Source organism: Crossiella sp. NPDC003009, assembly GCF_053591555.1.
The window spans coordinates 1-18,918 of record NZ_JBSFUA010000082.1 but is presented as its reverse complement, the minus strand read 5'-3'; the positions used below and the strand labels follow the sequence as shown (position 1 = coordinate 18,918).

Here is an 18,918-nt window from a genome sequence, read left to right as displayed (position 1 = left end):
GCACGGTGGAGCTCGCGGCCAGTCCGGCGCCGAGCAGCCCGGCGCGGCGCAGCATGGACCGGCGGGACAGCTCGGCCGGGCTCAGCGCCTCGTCCGGCACCGCCCGGTCGAGCACCGCGGCCGAGTCCGACGGCTCCTCTGTGTGAGCGTGTTCATGCTGGTGAACATGTGGATGGTGGTGCTGTCCGTGGCCCATGAGCGCACAGCTTCAGCGGGTCGGGTGAACACCGGGCGAACCGGCAGGGTCCCCCCGGTGGCCACCCGGTCCCGCTTCGGCCGCACTCACACCGGCACCGCCCAGATCGGGTTGGTGTAGAACCACAGGTCCCGCCACGGGTCGGCGTCGTGCGGCACGTCCATGGCCGGGCCGTGCGGGTCGACCGCGGCCCCGCGCAGGCCGACGGCCTGCCGGTTGCCGTCGGTGCCGCGCAGCCGCAGGTAGATCGGCCCGTCCAGGGCGCCGATCCGGTAGACGAAGTGCACCTTGCCCTGCTGGGCGCCGACCTCGAAGGCCTTGACCACCTTGGTGTGCGGGGCGGTGGAGGCGTCCCGGTCGGTGACCGGCCCGGTGACCTTGCCCTGGATGACGTCCACCCGCGCCAGCTTGGGCACGAAGTGCGCCCAGTTCGGCAGCCGCGCCTGGTCCACGGTGATCACCAGCTCCACCGGGGTGCCGCGGCGCGCGGTGAGCGTGCCGCCCAGGGTGGCCGAGTGCTGCAGGCCGTGCCCGGCGGTGCGCAGCTGAACGTCCAGACCCGCGACCAGCGCGCCGTGGTCGACCCAGACCCGCCCGGCGCGGATGCCGTGCATCACCGCGCTGTAGCTGAAGTCGGTGGCGCCGACGTGGGTGCGGCTGTAGTAGCCGGGGAAGAAGTCGACCTCGTTGAGGTCCGGCGCGCCGCCGTGCACCGGGTCCGGCCACTTGCCGTCTCGGTCGAAGTCGCCGCCGGGGCCGCGCACCGCGGCGTCGGCGTAGATGGTGTGCGAGTCGGAGTTCGCGGTGATCCACCACGGCTTGCCCTCGGCGAGCAGGCTGTCCCAGACCCCGCCGACGGTGGCGGTCATCCAGTCGAAGCCGCCGTAGGTGCGGTAGGACTCCAGCGGGTAGCCGGGCCAGGAGTCCGGCCCGGGGCTGGCGTCGTAGTAGCCGCGGAACAGGCCCGGCCCGTGCGGCTTGGGGATGCCGGCGGCCTGGTGGCCGGGCGCGCCTTCCATGCCGACCGCGATGTGCGGCGCGGCATCCCGCCAGTTGCGGATCTCGTGCGGGGAGTCCCAGCCCTTGCGCGCGGGGTGGTTGGCCAGGAACAGGATGTCCTCGACCCGCTTGCGCTTGACCGCGTCGGCCAGGAAGTTCACCCCGGCGATGGCCAGGGTCTCATTGGCCGGGGTGCCGCTCAGCGCGTTCTTCAGGATGCCGTCGTAGTTGTTGACGAACTCCTTGAGCACGGCGACCTCGCCGTCCCCGCCGGGGTGCACGATCACGGTGCCGTGCTCGGCGGCCGGCACGTTCCACTCCATGCCGTGGAAGACCAGCGCGTCCGGCACGTCCTTGCGCGCGGCCAGGATGTCCGGGTGGATCTTCTCCACGCCGATCCGGGCGTGCGTGGTGCCGCCGTGGTCGGTGATCACCATCCAGTCCAGGCCGTAGTTGCGGCCGTGCCGGACCTGGTCGATCACCCGGTAGCGGCCGTCCAGGCTGTACTGGGTGTGGATGTGGTGGTCCCCGGCCAGCCACCGGTACCCGTTGCGCGGCTGACGCGGCTGCCCGCGGTCGGGGTCGGCGGCCGCGGCCCCGGTGAGCACCGAGGACCCGGCGGCCAGGCCCGCGCCGAGCAGGCCGGCGCGGCGCAGCATGGACCGGCGGGACAGCTGGCCGGGGCTCAGCTCGGAGTCGGGGATCTCCAGGTCGGCCGCGTGGTCGGGACCGGCATGCTGCTCGTGCTCGTGGTCATGGCCGTGCTCGTGATCGTGGTCGTGCTGGTGCCCATGACCGTGGCCGTGCCCATGGCCGTGCCCGTGGTGGTGATGACCCATCGACAAACTCCCCAGTGCGAGATCGAGCCGGGGGTCAGCCGACGGCGCGCCCCCACACGGAGATCGTGAACTGTGGGATGTCAATGAAGGTAGGGCTGTTCAACAATCTCTCAAATTCCGCTATATCGGACTCGCTGACCAGCCCTTCGGCTAGCATCGCAGACTTGACCTGTGCGACCAGGGGCCGCCAGCGGTCCTTGTCCAGGTTGCCCATGCTGCCCAGCGTCCCGGTGTAGCCGACCTCGCCCAGCCCTGCCCCGGCCAGCAGCGCGGGCAGGCCGCGCGCCCAGTGCAGGTCCGCGCCGTGCCGGGCGTAGACCTGTTCGTAGGCGGCCATGATCCGCCGCACCACCGGGAACGGCGAGGTCTCCGCGGGCAGCTGGTAGGGATCGGTGACCACCAGCCAGCCCCCCGGCTTCAGCCAGCTCGCCGCCCTGCGCACCACCTCGTCGCGTTCGGGCAGGTGGCAGAGCACGTAACGGGCGTGCACCAGGTCGAACCGGCCGGGCGCGTAGCCGGGGTCGGTGATGTCGGCCTGCTGCGCCGCCTCGCCCAGGCCGGCCAGGTAACGGGTGTCGATGTCGTTGGCCACGACCGTCCCCTGTGGACACTGCTCGGCCAGCCACCTGGCGATCGAACCGGCGCCCGCGCCGAGGTCGAGGCAGTCCCAGTCCGGTTGCAGGCCAAGGGATTCCAGCACGCGGTGGGTGCCGGCGTCGGCGGCCCGCTGGATCGAGGTGAGCCGGTCGTGCTCGGTGGCGGAGTCCTTGCCCAGCGCGCTGTCGGTGTAGCGGCTCACGCCTGCTTCCCCGCGCCCTGGTCCGATCCGGCCGCCTCGAAGGTGGCCACCCACGGCTGGGTCCGCGCCCGCGCCACCGCGAGCAGGAAGTCGATCTCGCTGGGCAGCCCGTCACCGGGCAGCTGCGCCACGTCCAGGGGGTTCGGATCCGGGGCCACCCCGGCGTTCTTGGCCCGCCGGGCCGCGGCCAGCCAGCACGCGGTCACCGCCGCCTGCCGCTCCGCCGAGGGCACCCCGGCGGCCTCGACGTGCGCCTGCGCCCGCCGCACCGTCTCCGGGCTGACGTAGTCGCGCAGGATCAGCATCGCGTCCCTGATCTCGATGACCCGCCGGTACAGCCGCAGGTAGGTCGAGTGCGGGGTGCCCAGCAGGTCGCGGGCGCGGGCCTGCGGCCTGCTCAGCGCGACGTGCGGCACCTCCTCGATCAGGTCCCGCCACAGCGGCCACAGCCGCCACAGCGCGCGCATGTTGCGCACCATCTGCCCGGTGTCGAGCACCAGCGGCAGCGCCGCGCCCGCGGTCATCAGCACCGCGGTCAGGCCGATGTTGAGCGCGGAGTACTGGCCGATCCAGCGTTCGCCGGTGAACAGCACGTAGAGCATGGTCAGCCAGAAGAACGCCGACACCGCGAAGGCCGCGGCGAACAGGCCAAGCCCGATCCGCAGCGAGGAGTCCTGCTTGGCCTGGTGGGCGTAGCGCAGGCACAGCAGCAGGCAGGGGATCTTGGCCACCAGGTGCGCGGCGATGATGATCCACCAGAACGTGGAGTACCACTGCGCCTGGTTGGTGGTGACGCAGCCCTCGTCGTTGGGGAAGACGGTCAGGTTGAGCGCCACCAGGGTCACCAGCACCGCCGCGGTGCCGCCGTAGACCAGCTTCGCCCGGCGTCTGCCCAGCGCGCCGAGCACGAAGTCCAGCACCAGCGCGGAGCTGAACACGCCCCACAGGTTGGTGAACAGGCCACAGCCGGCGATCACGATGCCCGGCAAGGCGTTCAGCGCGGAGAGCACCGGGGCGAGATAGATGGTGATGGAGCCCGCCATGCCCACCACGGCGAGCAACAGCATCCGCTGCTGGCGGGACCTCCTGGCCGCGGGGATCCGCAGCAGGATGACCAGCCACATCGCCAGCACGCCGTACAGCTGGACCTGCGTGCCCAGCTCATAGACCGAAATTGTCCCCACGCCCCTTGTTGCGGATCCCCAGTGCGGCTTCCAGTTCCCCCAGTGCCCCGCCCGCGGCCGACGGTCCGGTGCGGGTGCCGGCGGCGGTGCGGATCAGGCTGGCCACCAGCTCGGCTTCCTGCTCCTGCTGGCTGGTGTAGTTGGTGCGGGCGAGCAGCCGTTCGATCAGCTCGGGGCTGAGGTCGGGCAGGAACTTCGACAGCGACACCTGCCCGCCCTCCTCGGCGGCCTCGTGGTCGCAGAGGATGTGCCCGATCTCGTGCAGGATGATGTGTTCCCGGTGCAGCGGGGTGGTCTTCTCCTCGACGTAGATCTCGTCGTGGGTCTCGGTGGCGATCCACAGCCCACAGGCGTTGACCACCATGCCGTTGGGCAGCGCCAGCAGGTGGATCGGCCGCCCGCGCTGCGCGGCCAGCTCCGCCACCAGGGCGTCGACCGAGAACGGGACCGGCAGGGTCAGTCCGTCGACCAGCGCCTGGCATCTCTTGCGGATCTGCCGAGTGGTCATCGCCTCGCCATATTTTCCGATGGGACACCTGCGGAACGAGCAGACATGCCTCATACCGGGCGGCTATCCGTCTGATTCTGGTCGCCGGTCGCGGCCGGTGTCCAGTGGGGGCAGCCGCTCGATCTTGCGGGCCTGGGTGAGCATGGTCAGGATCGAGTCCAGCGTCGCGTCGGAGAGGCCCTCGGCCCGCAGCGCGATCGAGCGGACCTTCTGGTTGCGCAGCGCCAGGGCCAGCTCCAGCTGGGTGTCGATGCGCGCGGCCACCTCGTCGTTGAGGAAGTACTCGCTGGGCACGCCGAAGAACTCCGCGAGCGTGGCCAGAGTTCCCTGGGTGAGGTTGCGCTTCTTCCCGGTGGCCAGCTCCCACAGGTAGGTGTTGGAGATGGAGGACCGGGTCTTCTCACGGATCTCCTGCGCCAGCTTGGCGAAGCCGGGACGCGTGCGCTTGTCCGGGTACAGCGTCGCGATCAAGTGGTTGATCTTGCGCGCGAGCTGCCCCTCCGCGGGTTCGAGCCCTTCGTTCTGGCAGGGATCCATACGAGACGTTTCCTCGATGTCGGTGGCGGACACGACGTGGTGGAGTGTCCGCCATGGCGAATCAGGAGTACGTCCCGATTGTTCACACGTCCGCCAGGGTTGACAACCCGCCCGCCGGTGAGCGTACGCTAATGCCGTCATAACGTCCGCTCCAGCGGATGGCGGGAGAACGAGAGGTACCTGGGGGTCTTCTCCGTTCATGGCGATCCCGCTTGCAGCGCACCGCGTCCGACACCGTGGTTCGCTGGTTCTGGGGAGAGAACCGCTGTGCCCGGGGTTACGAGGGAAGGCACAGCGGTTCTTCCAGCGCACCCCCCAGTTCCTCCAGCCGCCGTCCGGGTGATGTTGTCCCCGGGGCGAGTGCATCCTGTCTCGATCAGCGCCACTGGCGGTTGAGCTTTCGTTACGGTGCCCCCTGGGAGAGATTTGCCAGGGGACGGGGGAAATTGCCATGGCTCCTCGGGAGACCAAGGTGTCGATCGACTTCGGCGGGGGTTCGAAGTTCACGGTCGACGTGGGGCAGCTGGATGGGCTGATCAGGGGGTTGACGGAAGCAAGAAACAAGGTTGATGACATCGGTGTCCTCGCCGCGTCGACGGCTGATATGACCAATCCGCCCAGCGAAGAGGACTACAGCAGAGGTGCGATCCGCCAGATCATCGAGCGCACCATCTCCGAGCGCGACGGCACCCACACCAAGGCCAACCAGGCGTACTCCGCAGCGCTCGATACGATGATTACGAAGCTGACGGCGGCCCGTGACCAGTACGCCGGGACCGAGGGCGTCAACCAGAACAAGTTGAAGCCAGGGGGCTGATCGTGATCCGTCAGGGATATCGGGTGCTTGTCGCGATCGGTGCGGCTATGGGATTGCTGCTAGCGGGCTGCGGGAACCCACCTGGCCCCAGTCCCACCACATCCGCGGGTGGCGTGACCCCCACGTCAAGTTCGGTGCCGAGTGATGTGCCGTCGGTGCCGTCACCTGACCTGGACACCAATCGGTTCGCCGCCGATCCGTGCGGGATCCTTACCGCTGAGCAGGTCAAGCAGGCCGGGGCGGGTGTGCGCGGCGAGGCTGTGGAGAACCCGCTCGGCCCGACCTGCACCTGGCGAGCCAAAGACACGCCGATGAAGACCACCTTCTCGGTCACGGTGAACAACCAGACCGGTGGGATCGCGCAGCTCTACGCGCGTAAGGCGAACTACCAGGTCTGGGAGCCGACGCAGGTCACGGGGCGGCCGGCGGTGGTCGCGATCGACTCCGACGCTCGGAGCACGGGACTGTGCAGGCTGTCGATCGCCACTGCGCAGAAGACGATGGTCGTGATCGATGTCCGGCTGTCGCCGAGCGCGACCGACTACACCAACCCGTGTCCGCGGGCGACGGGGATTGGCGAGATGGTGCTCGCCACGCTCAAGGGCTGAGCGGTTCTTCACCTGAAGCAGGGGGCTGGTTGTGATCCGTCAAGGATCTCGGGCGTTCGTCGGGATCTGCGCGGTTGCCGGGGTGCTGGCAGGTTGTGGGGGTTTGACTGGTTCGAACCCCATCGCACCCACAAGTGGTGGGTCCTCGACGTCGACTTCGGTGCCGAGTGACGTGCCGATGGTGCCGTCGCCTGATCTGGACACCAGTCGGTTCGCCGCCGATCCGTGCGGAATGCTCACCACGGGGCAGGTCAAGCAGGTCGGGGCTGGTGTGCGAGGCAAGACTGAGGAGAACCCGCTAGGTCCCTCGTGTGTTTGGAATGCCGCATTCACGGCAGCGAAGAACGCCTTCGCGGTGACGGTGAACAACCAGATCGGGCTCGCCGATTTGTACGCGCGCAAGGCGAACTTCCGACTGTGGGAGCCGACCAGGGTGGGAGACCACCCGGCGGTGTTCGCTATCGATGACGATGTCCGGAACATGGGGCTGTGCCGCTTGGACATCGCCACGGCGCAAAAGACCTTGGTCAACATCGATGTCCGGCTGTCGCCGAGCGCGACCGACTACACAAACCCATGTCCGCGAGCCACCGCCATCGGCGAGATGGTGCTCGCCACGCTCAAGGGCTGAGCAGAGCCGCTGCGCCGAAAAGCGCAGCGGCTCTCATGGCTCAGCGGAAGTTCACATCCGAGCAGGTGTAGAACGCCTCCGGACTGTCCGAGCGCTGCCAGATTGAGTAGATCAGGTGTCGTCCGCTCTTCCCCGCCGGCAGCCGCGCACTGAGCTGATAGCTCCCATTCGCCAACGGCGGATCCGCCTGAGTGTGGAACCGCTCCAGATCAGACCACTGGAGTGGCGAGGTCGGGTTGTAGCCGTTGCGGGTGACGTACAGCTCGAAATGCCCGCGATGAGGCACCGCGGCCCGGTACTGCCAGCTCACCGCGGCCCCCGCGGTCAACTGGGTGGTGGCCCAGTCGGTGCGGGCCAGGTCCAGGCCGCGGTACTTGTCGCGGCCGGCGCTGCAGAGCTTGCCGTTGGGGATGAGGGCGCGGTGGTTGCCTGCGGCGTTGGCGAGGTTGACCTCGTGCCAGTCGTAGAAGGCCTGGGTGCCGCCGGTGGCCACGGCGGCCTTGCAGGCGGCTGAGGTGGGGTTTTCCGGGTTTTCGTGCCAGCGGCACTGGTAGGCGCGGCTGACCGGGGACAGCATGGTGCCGTGGGCGGCGGCGGGTTGGGCGCCGAGCACGGTGAGCAGCATGGGTACCAGGGCGAGCAGGAGCAGCCCTTGTCCGCGTTGTGTCATGGCCTCGTCCTTCGATGTCAGGGAAGCTCGAAGGTCCCCCGCGGCGGCGGAAGGGCTGGGAGACAACGATTGCCATGCTGTCTGGTCTAGTCCAATTACACCAGGGGCTGACTGGAGTAGTTCAGCTCTTGCGGGCGACCAGCCGGTAGTTGTGGTGCAGCCGGTAGCGGCGGGCCAGCGGGCTGAGCAGCCAGCTGGTCACCGCGGCCAGGGCGATCGTCGGCACCGACACCAGCAGGCCGAGGGCCCTGGCGAGTTGCCCGGTCCTGCTCGGGCGGGGCAGCCAGGGGCGGTCCGGCGGGGGGATCAGCTCGCCGAGCAGGTGCATCACCGCGCTGGTCAGGCCGTGGGAGCGGGCCGGGTCGTCGGTGGTCTCGCTGAGCACAGCGAAGCCCAGCTCGGTGAGCGCGGCGCGCAGGTTCGTCCTCGGTGCGAAGTGCAGGTGCTGTGGCTGCATCCAGCCGATCCAGTAGCGGCCGGTGAGCCTGGCCCAGGGCGACTCCGGGTCGGGCACCTCGACCAGCAGCAGGCCGCCGGGGCGCAGCACCTTCAGCGCGGCTTCCAGCTCGCGCCGCGGGTCGATGCTGTGCTCCAGGTAGTGGTGCATGCTGACCACGTCGTAGCGCTCGGCCAGTTCCGGGGCCAGCGCGGGGAGCTCGCCGCGGTAGCCGCGCCGGATCCAGCCCCGGTCGCGGGCCAGCTCCACCCCGTCGCCGAAGTCCAGGCCGTCGAAACCGGTGCGCGGCAACACCTTCCGCGCGGCGCGGCAGAAGTGGCCGTGCCCGCAGCCGACGTCCAGCCAGCTGGCCGGGTCGGCGTGCGGCACGATCAGCGCGGCGCGTTCCCGGTACGTGCGGGTCTGCATGCTGAAGGTGATGTCCATCATCCGCTCGCCGAGGCCGTCGTAGAAGTCGCGGTAGTAGAAGGCCAGGCCCGCGGCGGACAGGCAGGGGTTCTGGAAGACGTGCGCGCAGTCGGCGCAGCGGTCCAGCCGGAAGCGGCCCGGCTTGCGCTGCACCAGGTCCGGGCTGCGCAGCAGCAGCGTGATCCGGGTCGAGCCGCACCACGGGCAGGTCGCCCGCCGCGGTTGGAAGAACCTGGCCAGGCCCTCGGCCAGCTCGGCGGCGTACTCCGCTCGTCTGTCCATTGTGCTCAGTCTCGGCGGGCGATCAGGCGGTAGGCGTTGCACATCCGCAAGCCCTCGGTGAACGGCTCCAGCAGGCTGCTGGCCACCCCGGCGGCCAGCAGCAGCGGCGCGCCCGCGGTGAACACCGCGCCGCGGGCGGCCCGCCGCAGCGGGGTCGGCGCGGACGGGTGCCAGGGCTGGTCGGCGCGGGGGGCGAGGTCGTTGACCAGCAGCCAGGCCGCCACCACCAGGTCGGGCGCGCCCGCTTCCCGGCGCTGGGCGCCGACCACGGTGAAGCCCAGTTCGGCGAGTTTGGCGCGCAGGTTGCGCAGCGGGAAGAAGTTGAGGTGCTGTGGCTGCACCCAGCCGCCCCAGTAGCGGCCGAGCAACCGGCCCAGCCTGCACTCCGGGTCGGGCACGTCGATCACCAGGTGCCCGCCCGGCTTGAGCGCGGTGCGCGCGGCCAGCAGCTCGGCGACCGGGTCGGTGGCGTGCTCCAGGTAGTGGAACATGCTGACCGCGTCGTAGTTCCCGGCCAGGCTGGGCGCCAGCTCGGTGAACAGCCCCCGGTACGCGCGCTGCAGGATCTCGCGCCGCTGGGCCTGTTCCACGCCGCTGCTGAGGTCGAGGCCGTCGAAGGTGGTCTGCGGCCAGATCTCCTTGGCCTGGTTGCAGAAGTGCCCGTGCCCAGTGCCCACGTCCAGCCAGCGCTCGGGCTTGCCGTGCCGCAGCAGCGAGCGGGCCTGGTTGAGGAAGTACTCCCGGCGGGTGGCGAACAGCGACTGCACGGCATGCTCGTTGAGACCGTCGTAGGCGTCCCGGTAGTAGAACTCCAGCCCGGCCTGGTTGAGCTGGGGGTTCTGGAACACGTGCCCGCAGGAGCGGCACTCGTCGAGGGCGAACCGGCCCGGCTTGTGCCCGTGCACGTCCCCGGTCACCAGCCTGCGCCGCAGCTGCGCCGAGCCGCACCACGGGCAGTCCCGGCGCGGCCGGTGGAAGAAGCGGCCGGTGCCCGCGGCCAGGTCAGCACGGCAGGCGATCCGGCTGGTGGCGATCGCGGCGGTGCGCTCGGCGCGGGCCGGGGCGGTGGCGACGAGGGTGCGCACCAGCCGGGCAGGCTCGGCCACGACCCTGGTCAGGCAGGCGCGCGGCAGGTCAGCGGGCTTGAGCCCGCGGCTGCCCGCGAAGACCAGCAGCGGCTGCGCCGACCAGGCGGCCAGCAACCCGGCCGCCCACTTCCGGCCGGTCAGCGCGGTGGCGGCCAGCGCGGTCAGCACCGCGGCGCGCAGCAGCAGCTGGGTTTTCAGGCCGGGGCCGTGCGCGGCCTGCTGGACGGCGGCGTCCTGGGCGCGCACGGCGGGGGCGGCGGCCAGGCCGGGGGCGACCGCGAAGGCGGTGTCGGCCGGGGCGCGCAGCTTGAGCTCCAGCGCGGCCGTGGCCAGCTCGGGGGCGCTGGGCCGGGCGGGCAGACCGACCTTGGCGAGCAGGCCGGCGTCGGCGGCGATGGCGTGCGCCGCGGTGCGGCCCGCGGTCAGCCGGTCCAGCCGGCAGGTGGCCGGATCGACCTCCCGCAGCAGGTCAAGGGCCTGCGCGGTGGGCAGGTCGGCGGGCACCAGGTCGAGGCTGGCGAGCTGTTCCCGGTGGCGGTGCGCCTGCGCGGCGGCCTTGGTGACCGCGGTCAGGGTGACGCCCTCGGCGACGGCCACCGCGCCCTCGTGCACCGGGGCGAGCTGCTCGCGCAGCACCGGCAGGGCGGCCAGCCGCCTGCGCAGCTGCGCGGTGTCGGCGGCGAGCAACCCCAGGACGGCGGCGTGCACCAGGCGGCGGATCCAGCGACGACGTGGCGACATGTGCGAAATCCTGCGCCGCCAGGGCCGAGAACCCGATCATCGCCAGCGTGTCGCGCCGGTTACCGCCCGATCGAGTCGGTTGGCCCGGTGCGCGCGGCCTCGATCGTCCACAATAGACGATTTGACCGCGCGCCCGCTGGTCACGGTTCCTGGAACACGACCTGGGGGATCGGCGCCGCGGAGCGCGACGGCGTGGCCGGCGGCGGCGGCGCGAACTGCGGCTGCTGCACCGGCACGTGCCGCACCTCGGGCTGCGGCGCCGGGCGCGCGGCCGCGACGGGCTGCTCGGTCTTCGGCGCGGCAGCCGCCGGAGCCTGGGCCTTCGCGGCGGCGGGCTGGCGGTCGGCCACCGGCTTCTGCTCCGGCGCGGTCTTCGCGTCGATCGCGTTGCGCGCCGCGGTGATCCACAGCCGCTGCATGTGTTCGTCCCGGCTGCCCTTGATCGTGACGAGCAGTCCGGAGAAGGCACTGCGCAGCTTGGCCGCCAGCGCGGGGCGTTCCCGGATGACCGTCCACAAGGGATGCTGTGCCGGAAGACGGGCCGCGGCGAGGCGCTGGGCATTCACACGGAGTTCCGCGGTGGGCAGTTCAGCCCATGCCACAACGGTCTCGGCATCAAAGGTCACTGGATCAACTCTCTCAGTTACCGTTCCCACCTGCGGGCAGGTGCTCCCGAGATCGGGGAGATGACACCATTCTGACAGAAACCCGGCCGGGGCGGCCACGAACGGCACGCCGATTCACCGATGTGATGCGAAACTTGTTGCCCGATAGGGCATTTCCGACATCAACGGAAGTAGAGTCGGCGCCGGTGCGTGCCGATCACGTCACTGTCCGGGCGGTGAGCTGGGCGGATGTCCGGCCAGCCGGCGGAACTCGCGGGCCAGGTGAGCCTGGTCGGCGTAGCCGTGCGCGGCCGCCCGATCGGCCAGATTGCCCTGCTTGTCACGCAGAACTCGCTGGAAGCGCAGGATTCGCGCCAGTGTTTTCGGACCGTATCCGACCGCGGCCCCGACCCGGCGGCGCAGGCTTCGTTCGGACACGCCGAGCCGGTCGGCCAGCGCCAATACCGATAAAGGATTGGGCACGTCAAGAGCCCGGCTGGCTGTCATCACCACCGGGTCCAGCGCACCGGCCTCCGGTAGTCGTCCGATCGCGATCCGTTGCACAAGTCCGCCGATGGTGCGGGCGTCGGGTTCGCCGTCGAACCGTTCGGCCAGCCCGCGCGCGCCCCACAGGTCCTCGACGTCCACGGTCCGGTCCCGCAGCTCCTCCGCCGGGGTCCGGCCCAGCAGCAGCGCGCCGGCGCCCGGCCGCAGCCGCAGGCCCACCACCAGGCCGCCGGGCGGGAGCTGGGCCAGCCGCCACCCGGTGTCCGCGCCGACCACCACCAGCCGCCCGTGCAGCCACAACAGGTCCATGCAGCCATCCGGCAGCACCCGCTGCGCCCTGGCCCGCCCGCCCGTCCGGTCGGTCCACAAGCAGGCCGCGTGCGCGCGCAGTGCGCCGTCCGGGCGGTACTCCCGGTACCCGCTCATCGCCCACCCTCCGGACCGGTCGGCTGGCTGGCCGTTTCGTTCAAGACGGTAGTCGCCCGGACGGCCTAGCGTGGGGCCGACCCGTCAAGGAGGAAGCACATGACACCGCGTTTCGCCGTGGTCGAGATCCTGGTCGCCGACATGGCCAGGTCGCTGGCGTTCTACCGGGAGCTGGGGCTGGCGCTGCCCGCCTCGGCCGACGCCGATCCGCACGTGGAGCACGAGCTGCCCGGCGGCCTCAAGCTGGCCTGGGACACCGAGGCCACGGTCGCCTCGTTCACCCCGGACTTCACCCCGCCGACCAGCCGCGGCCGGATCAGCCTGGCCTTCCAGCTGGACAGCCCGCCCGAGGTGGACGAGCTGCACGACCGCTTGACCGGCCTGGGCCACAAGAGCGAGCTGGCCCCGTTCGACGCGTTCTGGGGCCAGCGCTACGCCGTGGTCGAGGACCCCGACGGCAACGGCATCGACCTGTTCGCCACCCGCTAGGGCGCTAGAGCAGCCTGCGGCCCGGCCAACCGTTCGGTTGATGCCTAGGCTCCCGGCATGACCGAGCACGAGCTGCCCGCCGCGGAGTTCGGCTTCCCGGGCCCGCTGCGCGACCGCCTCGTCGCCGCCATCCTCGCCGGCGCGAAAACCTCCACCTCGGCGCTGCTGCTGAGCTACCAGCGCACCGGCACCCCACTGCCGGAGGTGGGGCAGCGGCGGGCGGTGCTGGACTCCGCCGACCGGTCGGCAGGGGTGATCGAGATGACCGCGGTGCGGGTGCTGCGGCTCGCCGAGGTCGATCTCCAGCACGTGCTGGACGAAGGCGAGGGGGACGAGTCGGTGGCCCAGTGGCGGGCCGGGCACGAGGAGTTCTGGCACAGCCCCGAGGTGCGCGCGGAGCTGGGCGATCCCGGCTTCACCGTGGATGACGACACGCTGGTGCTGGCGCAGCGGTTCCGGCTGGTGACCCCGGACGGGTGAGGCCGCCCGGGTCGCGCCGGTCAGTCCTTGCGGGCGAGCAGGCGGTAGGCGCTGGAGGCGCCGTACTTCTTCGACAGCGGGGAGAGCAGCCGGTCGGTCAGCGCCGCGGTGACCAGCGCCGGGGCGGCCGCGATCATCGCCGCGGTCCGCCCCGCCCTGGCGCCGGGGGTCGGCGGCTGGGGCGCCCAGGGCACGTTGTCGCGGGGGGCGTAGTGGTTGACCGCGTTCCAGGCGGCGCCGGTGAGGTCGAGCGGCTCGTGGGGTTCGCCGCGTTGTTCGGCGACCACGGTGAAGCCCATCTCGGACAGGGCGGCGCGCAGGTTGCCGATCGGCACGAAGTGCAGGTGCTGCGGCTGGAGCCAGGGCAGCCACCACTTGCCGAGCAGCTTGCCCCAGCGGGACTCCGGGTCCGGCACCTCGATCATCAGGTGGCCGCCGGGCTTGAGCACCTTGAGCGCGGCCTCCAGCTCCTGGCGCGGGTCGCGGCTGTGCTCCAGGTAGTGGTACATGCTGACCACGTCGTAGCTCTCGTGGATCTCGGCGGCCAGCTCCGGGAACAGGCCCCGGTAGCCGCGGTCGACCCAGCCGCGGTGCTCGGCCAGCTCCACGCCCTCGGTGATGTCCAGGCCGTCGAAGGTGGTCTGCGGCCACACCTGGCGGGCGGCGTTGCAGAAGTGCCCGTGCCCGGTGCCCACGTCCAGCCAGGACTCCGGTTCGGCGAAGGGTCGCAGCATCTCCGCGCGCGGCCGGTAGGCGACTCCACGCGCGGCGAAGAGCTTGTCCAGCTTGTCCTCGCCGAGGCCGTCGTAGAAGTCGCGGTAGTAGAAGTCCAGTCCGGCGATGGTCAGCCGTGGGTTCTGGAAGATGTGCGTGCAGGCCCGGCAGCGGTCCAGGGTGAACTCGCCCGGCTTGTGCTGCAACAGGTCCGGCAGCCGCAGGTGGGTGGCCAGGTCGGTGCTGCCGCACCACGGGCAGTCGGCGCGGCGCGGCTCGAAGAACTTGGCCACCCCGTCGGCCAGCTCGGCCAGGTAGGCCGGGCGCAGCCTGGTCACCGGGTCCGGATCGTCCGAAGTGGACAGACGGGCCTCGGAGATGGCGGCCAGCAGGCGTTTCGGCTCGGCGATGACCCGGCGCACGCTGTAGGAGAACAGGTCGACCGGTTTGAGGCTGCGGCTGCCGGCGAAGACCACGGCGGGCTGGGCGGACCAGGCGGCCAGCAGCGCGGCCGTCCAGCCGGGGCCGAGCACCGAGCTGCCGGCCAGGACGGCCAGCCAGCCCAGCCGGGGCCCGAGCTCGGCCGCGGTCTTGCGGCCGTGGTAGCGGGCCAGGATCCGGGCGTCGTCCTCGACGATCTCCGGCGAGCTGGTCAGCCGGGGGCTGACCACCAGGTCGGTGCTGTCGGGGGCGTGCAGCTTGAGCTTGGCCGCGGCGTGGCCGAGCTCGGCAGCCTCCCGGCCACCGTGGCCCGCCGGATAGCCCGCGGCGTGCAGCACGCCGTCGTCGGCGAGCACCGCGTGCCAGGCACCCGCGCCCCTGGCCTGCCGGTCGGTGCGGTAGTTGGCCGGGTCGACGGCGCGCAGCAGGTCCAGGGCCTGCGCGGTGGGCAGGTCCCTGGGCACCAGCTCCAGCGCGCACAGGCCCTCGGCCTTGGCGTGCGCGCGGGCGGCGTTGAGGGTGGGGCCGTCCACGGTGACGCCGTCGGCGTGCAGCAGGCGGTACCGGTCGTCGCCGGGGGCCGGGCGTTCCGGCAGGGTGCGCAAACCGGCCAGGCGTCGGCGCAGCGCGGCGGTGTCGAGCACCAGACCGGCCAGGAGCGCGGCCTGGACGCCACGGCGCAGCCAGGTCCGGGCAGTGGAACGCGGGCTCACTCGGAGATCCTTCCGGTGGGGATGGGTGCGGCGAGCTCCTCCAGGCGCAGCGCGGCGGCCTGCGAGCCGCCCGCGGCGGTGAAGGACTGGGCGAGGCGGCGGGCGGCCTCGCGGTGACCCGGCTCGTCGAGCACGGTGGCGACCGCGTCCCTGATGTGCGCGGCGCCTGCCCTGGTGAACCGCAGGCGGATGCCCGCCCCGGCGTCGGCGACCTGTTGCGCGATCACCGGCTGGTCGTCCCTGATCGGCGCCACCACCAGGGGCAGGCCGTGGCTGAGGGACTCGCACACGGTGTTGTGCCCGGCGTGGCAGACCACCGCGTCGACCTTGGGCAGCAGCGCCAGCTGCGGCACCCTGGTCGCGGTGATCACGTTGTCCGGCACGGCCTCCACGGTGCCCGCGGGGTCGACCAGCACGGCCTGGACCCGGTCGGCCAGCTCACCCATGGCCTCGGCGGCCGCGCGCAGGAACCGCTCCCCGGCGTCGGCGTTGGCGGTGCCGAGACTGATCAGCACCTTCGCCCGCTCGTCCAGGCGTTCCCACGGAAACGGTGTTGTGTCAGGGCGTTCGGTGATCGACGGGCCGACGAAGGCGACCCGGTCGAAGGCGGGGTCCAGCTCTCCCACCAGTTCCCTGGTGGTGAAGGCGAGGGTGAGGTGCGGGGAGTAGCGCAGGTCGGTCTCCCCGGCCACCGCCGCCCGCGCCCGCATCCCGGCCATGGTGTCCTGGACCCATTCCACGACCTTCGGCATGCCGCGCAACGGATCGGTGAACTCCGCGGAGGTGGTCGCCGAGGTCGCCCAGGGCAGCCCGAGCCGCAGCGCGGCCAGCGCGCCCGCCATCGCCTGCTGGTCCACCACAAGGACATCCGGCTGGAACTCGCCGATCGCGGCCTCCACGTCGGGCAGCATCGACTCGGCCAGCGGCACCAGGAACTTCTCCCACAGGAACTTCAGCGCCCCCGGCCCGCGCAGGTCGGCGGGCCGCTCCTCGACCTCGGCCGGGGCGGCGCAGTCGTAGACCTTCGCCGCCGGCCCGGTGAGCTGCCGGAGGAACTCGGCGTGTCCCGCCCAGGCCACCTGGTGCCCGCGTGCGGAGAGCGCCGCGCCGAGCCCGATGGTCGGGTTGACGTGCCCGAACAGTGGCGGGACCACAAAAAGTACTCTCACACCCCGACCTTCGCCCCGTGTCCGGCCAGCCAGTCCAGCAGCATCTCACGCATCACCTTGGGCGCCTCCACCAGCACCGAGTGCTCCTGCCCCGGCACGATCACCGTGCGGCAGTGCGGCAACGCCGCTTCCAACAGCGGTGCCTGCTCGGCCAGGTCGGACTCGCTGCCGTACACCGCGAGCACCGGCGCGGTGATGCCGGCGACCTGCTCGGCGGTGAGCACCGGCCCGGTGGGCAGCTCGTCGGCGATCGCGGTGGCGTGCAGCATCCGCCCGGCGGCCTTGGCCAGCTTGGAGGTGTGCCCGCCCCGGTTCTCGGTGATCCACTCCAGCGCCTCGGCCTGCTGCAGCTGCTCGCGCGCCCTGCCCAGCATCTCGGCCATCTTCACCGACCAGGCCTGGCTGGTCGGCTCGGACTCGATCACCAGGATGCTGGCCACCCGCGCGGGGTGCGCGGCGGCGAAGCTGAAGGACACCGTGCCGCCGTAGGAGTTGCCGACCAGGTGCACCGGCCCGGTGATCTCCAGCTCGTCCAGCAGCGCGGTCAGGTCGGCCACCGCGTCGGAGACCCGGTAGCCGTGCTCGGCGCGCTCGCTGCGGCCGTGGCCGCGCAGGTCGTAGGCCACCACCTGGTATCCCGCCGCGGCCACCGGCCCGGCCAGGGTGAAGTAGAAGCTGGCCAGGCTGTCGGTGCCCAGGCCGTGGACGAACACCACGGTCGGCGGGTCGGCCGCCGTGGTGTTCTTGGCCGCCATCCGCTGCACGTGCATGCGGATGCCGTTGGCCTGCACGACCGCCAAGGTCAGTTCCCCCCGTCCAGCGCGCCGACCACGTAGTCGACGAGCTGGCCGACGGTCAGCGCGATGATCTGCTCGAGCTCGAGCTCGGCGATGAACTCGGCGAAGTTGACCCGGGAGCCGTAGCGCTCCTCCAGCTCGGCGGCCAGCGCGACCAGGTCGATGCTCTCCAGCTCCAGGTCGTCGTGGAAGGTCGAGTCCATCCGGACCTCCACCTCGTCGAAACCGTACTCGCCCAACACTTTGTGCAGCATCACCGTGATGTCGGACAGCACGGCCTCGGGCGTCATCCGGACGAGCGTCAGGGGCGCTTCCGTGAGTTCCACCGAAAATCTCCTATTCCTTGGTCCAGGCGACCACGTACTCGCCTGCGATCTCACCGTCAGGGTCGGTGATGACGGTCCACGTCACCGGGGTCGTGCTGCCGGTGGCGCCGCGGACGGTGAGCAAGTCACCCTCCGCGCCGACCACCTCGTACTCGGCGGCCTGGCCGCCGTGCGCCCGCGCGGCCGCGGTCAGCGCGGCGGCGAAGGCGGTGTTGCCGGGACTGTCCTCGACCGCGCGGATGTCGATGCCGGTGGGCACCTCGCCGTCACGGGCGAAGGCCACGCCGACGCCGTCCTGCTGCGCGGTGCAGACGGTCAACGGCGGCAACGGGTTGCGGCCTGCGACCGTGGCTTCACCGCTGACGGTCAGCTCCACCGGGAACATCGGCCCGGCGCCGCCGTCCCACAGGTGCTGGCGCACCGCGTCCTTGATCGCCATCCGCCCGAGCAGCCACCGCCGCCGCACCCTCGGCGAGGTGGCCTCGTACTCGGCCCGTTCGGCGGCGTTGAGGTAGATGCGCATCATCAGGTCGCGGGAGGCGACATCCGGCCAGCGTTCCCACACCACCAGGAAACCGGCGTCGCGGCGTTCGGAGAGCCGGTTGTGCTCGGGGAAGCGCTCGACCTTCTTGGTGTTCTCGTTGCTGGCGAAGCGCCGGTCCAGCCAGGCGTCGATCTCGCACCACACCCGGCCCTCGTGCACCAGCTGCATGGCGCCGCCGAAGACGGTGTCGGTGAGCTCGGTGATCCGGACCAGGCAGTCCAGCCGCGCGCCGGGTTCGGGCTCGGGGCCGAAGAAACGGATGCGGTCCATGGACATCGGGAACACCACGCGCTTGTCGGTGACGTTCTCCATGATCCAGTACCCGAAGACCTGGCCCACGTTGTCCAGCAGCGCGCCCGGCCCGCCGGGCACGGTGATCACACCGCGGATGTGGTGCTCGCCGATGCCCTCCAGGGCGGTGACGCCTTGGTAGAGCGGGCCGTGGAACATGAACCGCTCGTCGTAGAGCTGCCGTGCGGTGATCTTCGGCGCCCACTCGCGTTCGGCGAAGGTCCACACCGGCAGGTCGGCGGCCGGGTAGGCGGCGGCGAGCTCGACCTCGGCCTCGGCGTTCTGGCCGAGGGTCACCTTGACCCTGTTGGCGGACAACGGGGTCACGGTGATCTCGACCTGCGTCGGCGGTGCCACGACCAGCCAGCGGAACAGCCGCACGTTGTGCACGGTGACCGCGCGCTGGCCGGGCGCGGACTGTTCGGCGGCGTCCATCATGTGCTTGATCATCGTGGTCGCCGGGACCACCGGGAAGCCGTCGGTGTCGTCGGGCCAGCCGGCCGGGGTGCGGTAGAAGCTGTGGTCGCGCAGGTAGGGCATGGTCTCGGTGGACAGGTGCAGCGTGGTCCGCAAGGGCTGGGCCGGTGCGGGGGCGGCGACCCGGGCCTGGAAGGCGGCGGGCCGGCCCGGGCCTGGAAGGCGGCGGGCCGGC

General features: G+C 71.4%; 19 protein-coding genes and 1 pseudogene. 5 read left to right on the top strand and 15 right to left on the bottom strand.

What is annotated here, in order from left to right:
* Positions 1 to 282 precede the first annotated feature (282 nt).
* The 5 genes from ACWDY5_RS40405 to ACWDY5_RS40385 all read right to left on the bottom strand — a co-directional run bounded on the left by ACWDY5_RS40405 (position 283) and on the right by ACWDY5_RS40385 (position 5,095).
* On the bottom strand, positions 283 to 2,034 hold the full coding sequence (locus ACWDY5_RS40405) for a PHP domain-containing protein (RefSeq protein ID WP_449727412.1): 1,752 nt from the start codon (positions 2,032 to 2,034) through the stop codon (positions 283 to 285).
* A gap of 34 nt (positions 2,035 to 2,068) precedes the next feature.
* Positions 2,069 to 2,833 carry a class I SAM-dependent methyltransferase gene (locus ACWDY5_RS40400; RefSeq protein ID WP_449727411.1) on the bottom strand — a complete coding sequence of 255 codons (765 nt, stop codon included), beginning with the start codon at positions 2,831 to 2,833 and terminating at the stop codon, positions 2,069 to 2,071.
* Positions 2,830 to 4,017: an MAB_1171c family putative transporter gene (locus ACWDY5_RS40395; RefSeq protein WP_449727410.1), complete on the bottom strand. Its 1,188-nt coding sequence runs from the start codon at positions 4,015 to 4,017 to the stop codon at positions 2,830 to 2,832. Before ACWDY5_RS40395 ends, ACWDY5_RS40400 begins: the two co-directional genes overlap by 4 nt.
* Complete coding sequence (locus tag ACWDY5_RS40390; RefSeq protein WP_449727409.1) at positions 3,995 to 4,525, bottom strand: hypothetical protein; 531 nt, start codon at positions 4,523 to 4,525, stop codon at positions 3,995 to 3,997. Before ACWDY5_RS40390 ends, ACWDY5_RS40395 begins: the two co-directional genes overlap by 23 nt.
* A 63-nt stretch (positions 4,526 to 4,588) precedes the next feature.
* The gene (locus ACWDY5_RS40385; protein WP_449727408.1) at positions 4,589 to 5,095 is read right to left on the bottom strand and encodes a hypothetical protein; all 507 of its coding nucleotides are present in this window, start codon (positions 5,093 to 5,095) and stop codon (positions 4,589 to 4,591) included.
* Positions 5,096 to 5,534: 439 nt separating this feature from the next.
* Between ACWDY5_RS40385 and ACWDY5_RS40380 the strand changes: the two genes are divergently transcribed.
* From ACWDY5_RS40380 to ACWDY5_RS40370, 3 genes are read left to right on the top strand one after another with little or no spacing between them, the layout of a single operon-like run.
* A complete protein-coding gene (locus tag ACWDY5_RS40380; protein WP_449727407.1) occupies positions 5,535 to 5,879 on the top strand; it encodes a hypothetical protein in 345 nt (114 codons plus the stop codon).
* A 47-nt stretch (positions 5,880 to 5,926) separates the two neighbouring features.
* Positions 5,927 to 6,487, top strand: a complete 561-nt coding sequence (locus ACWDY5_RS40375) for a DUF3558 domain-containing protein (RefSeq protein ID WP_449727414.1) — start codon at positions 5,927 to 5,929, stop codon at positions 6,485 to 6,487.
* A gap of 31 nt (positions 6,488 to 6,518) precedes the next feature.
* Positions 6,519 to 7,118, top strand: coding sequence for a DUF3558 domain-containing protein (locus ACWDY5_RS40370; protein WP_449727406.1), 600 nt, complete (start codon positions 6,519 to 6,521; stop codon positions 7,116 to 7,118).
* Between the two features lie 40 nt (positions 7,119 to 7,158).
* Here the strand turns inward: ACWDY5_RS40370 and ACWDY5_RS40365 are convergent, their stop codons facing one another.
* From ACWDY5_RS40365 to ACWDY5_RS40345, 5 genes are all read right to left on the bottom strand, one after another.
* On the bottom strand, positions 7,159 to 7,788 hold the full coding sequence (locus tag ACWDY5_RS40365) for a lytic polysaccharide monooxygenase auxiliary activity family 9 protein (protein ID WP_449727405.1): 630 nt from the start codon (positions 7,786 to 7,788) through the stop codon (positions 7,159 to 7,161).
* A 121-nt stretch (positions 7,789 to 7,909) separates the two neighbouring features.
* Entirely contained in the window at positions 7,910 to 8,935 is a 1,026-nt protein-coding gene (locus ACWDY5_RS40360; protein WP_449727404.1) for a class I SAM-dependent methyltransferase, read from the bottom strand.
* Between the two features lie 5 nt (positions 8,936 to 8,940).
* Complete coding sequence (locus ACWDY5_RS40355; protein WP_449727403.1) at positions 8,941 to 10,764, bottom strand: methyltransferase domain-containing protein; 1,824 nt, start codon at positions 10,762 to 10,764, stop codon at positions 8,941 to 8,943.
* A 140-nt stretch (positions 10,765 to 10,904) separates the two neighbouring features.
* Complete coding sequence (locus ACWDY5_RS40350; RefSeq protein WP_449727402.1) at positions 10,905 to 11,390, bottom strand: hypothetical protein; 486 nt, start codon at positions 11,388 to 11,390, stop codon at positions 10,905 to 10,907.
* Between the two features lie 201 nt (positions 11,391 to 11,591).
* Positions 11,592 to 12,302, bottom strand: a complete 711-nt coding sequence (locus ACWDY5_RS40345) for a DUF6597 domain-containing transcriptional factor (RefSeq protein ID WP_449727401.1) — start codon at positions 12,300 to 12,302, stop codon at positions 11,592 to 11,594.
* A 99-nt stretch (positions 12,303 to 12,401) separates the two neighbouring features.
* Here ACWDY5_RS40345 and ACWDY5_RS40340 point away from each other — a divergent pair, with 99 nt between their 5' ends.
* Both ACWDY5_RS40340 and ACWDY5_RS40335 read left to right on the top strand, forming a co-directional pair.
* Entirely contained in the window at positions 12,402 to 12,791 is a 390-nt protein-coding gene (locus tag ACWDY5_RS40340) for a VOC family protein (protein ID WP_449727400.1), read from the top strand.
* 57 nt (positions 12,792 to 12,848) lie between these two features.
* Complete coding sequence (locus ACWDY5_RS40335) at positions 12,849 to 13,271, top strand: ASCH domain-containing protein (RefSeq protein WP_449727399.1); 423 nt, start codon at positions 12,849 to 12,851, stop codon at positions 13,269 to 13,271.
* A gap of 20 nt (positions 13,272 to 13,291) precedes the next feature.
* Here the strand turns inward: ACWDY5_RS40335 and ACWDY5_RS40330 are convergent, their stop codons facing one another.
* The 5 genes and pseudogenes from ACWDY5_RS40330 to ACWDY5_RS40310 form a co-directional block, all read right to left on the bottom strand.
* Positions 13,292 to 15,139, bottom strand: a complete 1,848-nt coding sequence (locus tag ACWDY5_RS40330; protein WP_449727398.1) for a methyltransferase domain-containing protein — start codon at positions 15,137 to 15,139, stop codon at positions 13,292 to 13,294.
* On the bottom strand, positions 15,136 to 16,308 hold the full coding sequence (locus tag ACWDY5_RS40325; protein ID WP_449727397.1) for a glycosyltransferase: 1,173 nt from the start codon (positions 16,306 to 16,308) through the stop codon (positions 15,136 to 15,138). The genes ACWDY5_RS40330 and ACWDY5_RS40325 overlap by 4 nt, the downstream gene beginning before the upstream one ends.
* Positions 16,305 to 17,099 (bottom strand): alpha/beta fold hydrolase, encoded by a 795-nt coding sequence (locus ACWDY5_RS40320; protein WP_449727413.1) that lies wholly within the window; start codon positions 17,097 to 17,099, stop codon positions 16,305 to 16,307. Before ACWDY5_RS40320 ends, ACWDY5_RS40325 begins: the two co-directional genes overlap by 4 nt.
* 11 nt (positions 17,100 to 17,110) lie before the next feature.
* Positions 17,111 to 17,395 carry a phosphopantetheine-binding protein gene (locus ACWDY5_RS40315; RefSeq protein ID WP_449727396.1) on the bottom strand — a complete coding sequence of 95 codons (285 nt, stop codon included), beginning with the start codon at positions 17,393 to 17,395 and terminating at the stop codon, positions 17,111 to 17,113.
* A gap of 46 nt (positions 17,396 to 17,441) precedes the next feature.
* Positions 17,442 to 18,918, bottom strand: a pseudogene (locus ACWDY5_RS40310) (beta-ketoacyl synthase); the annotation flags it as partial.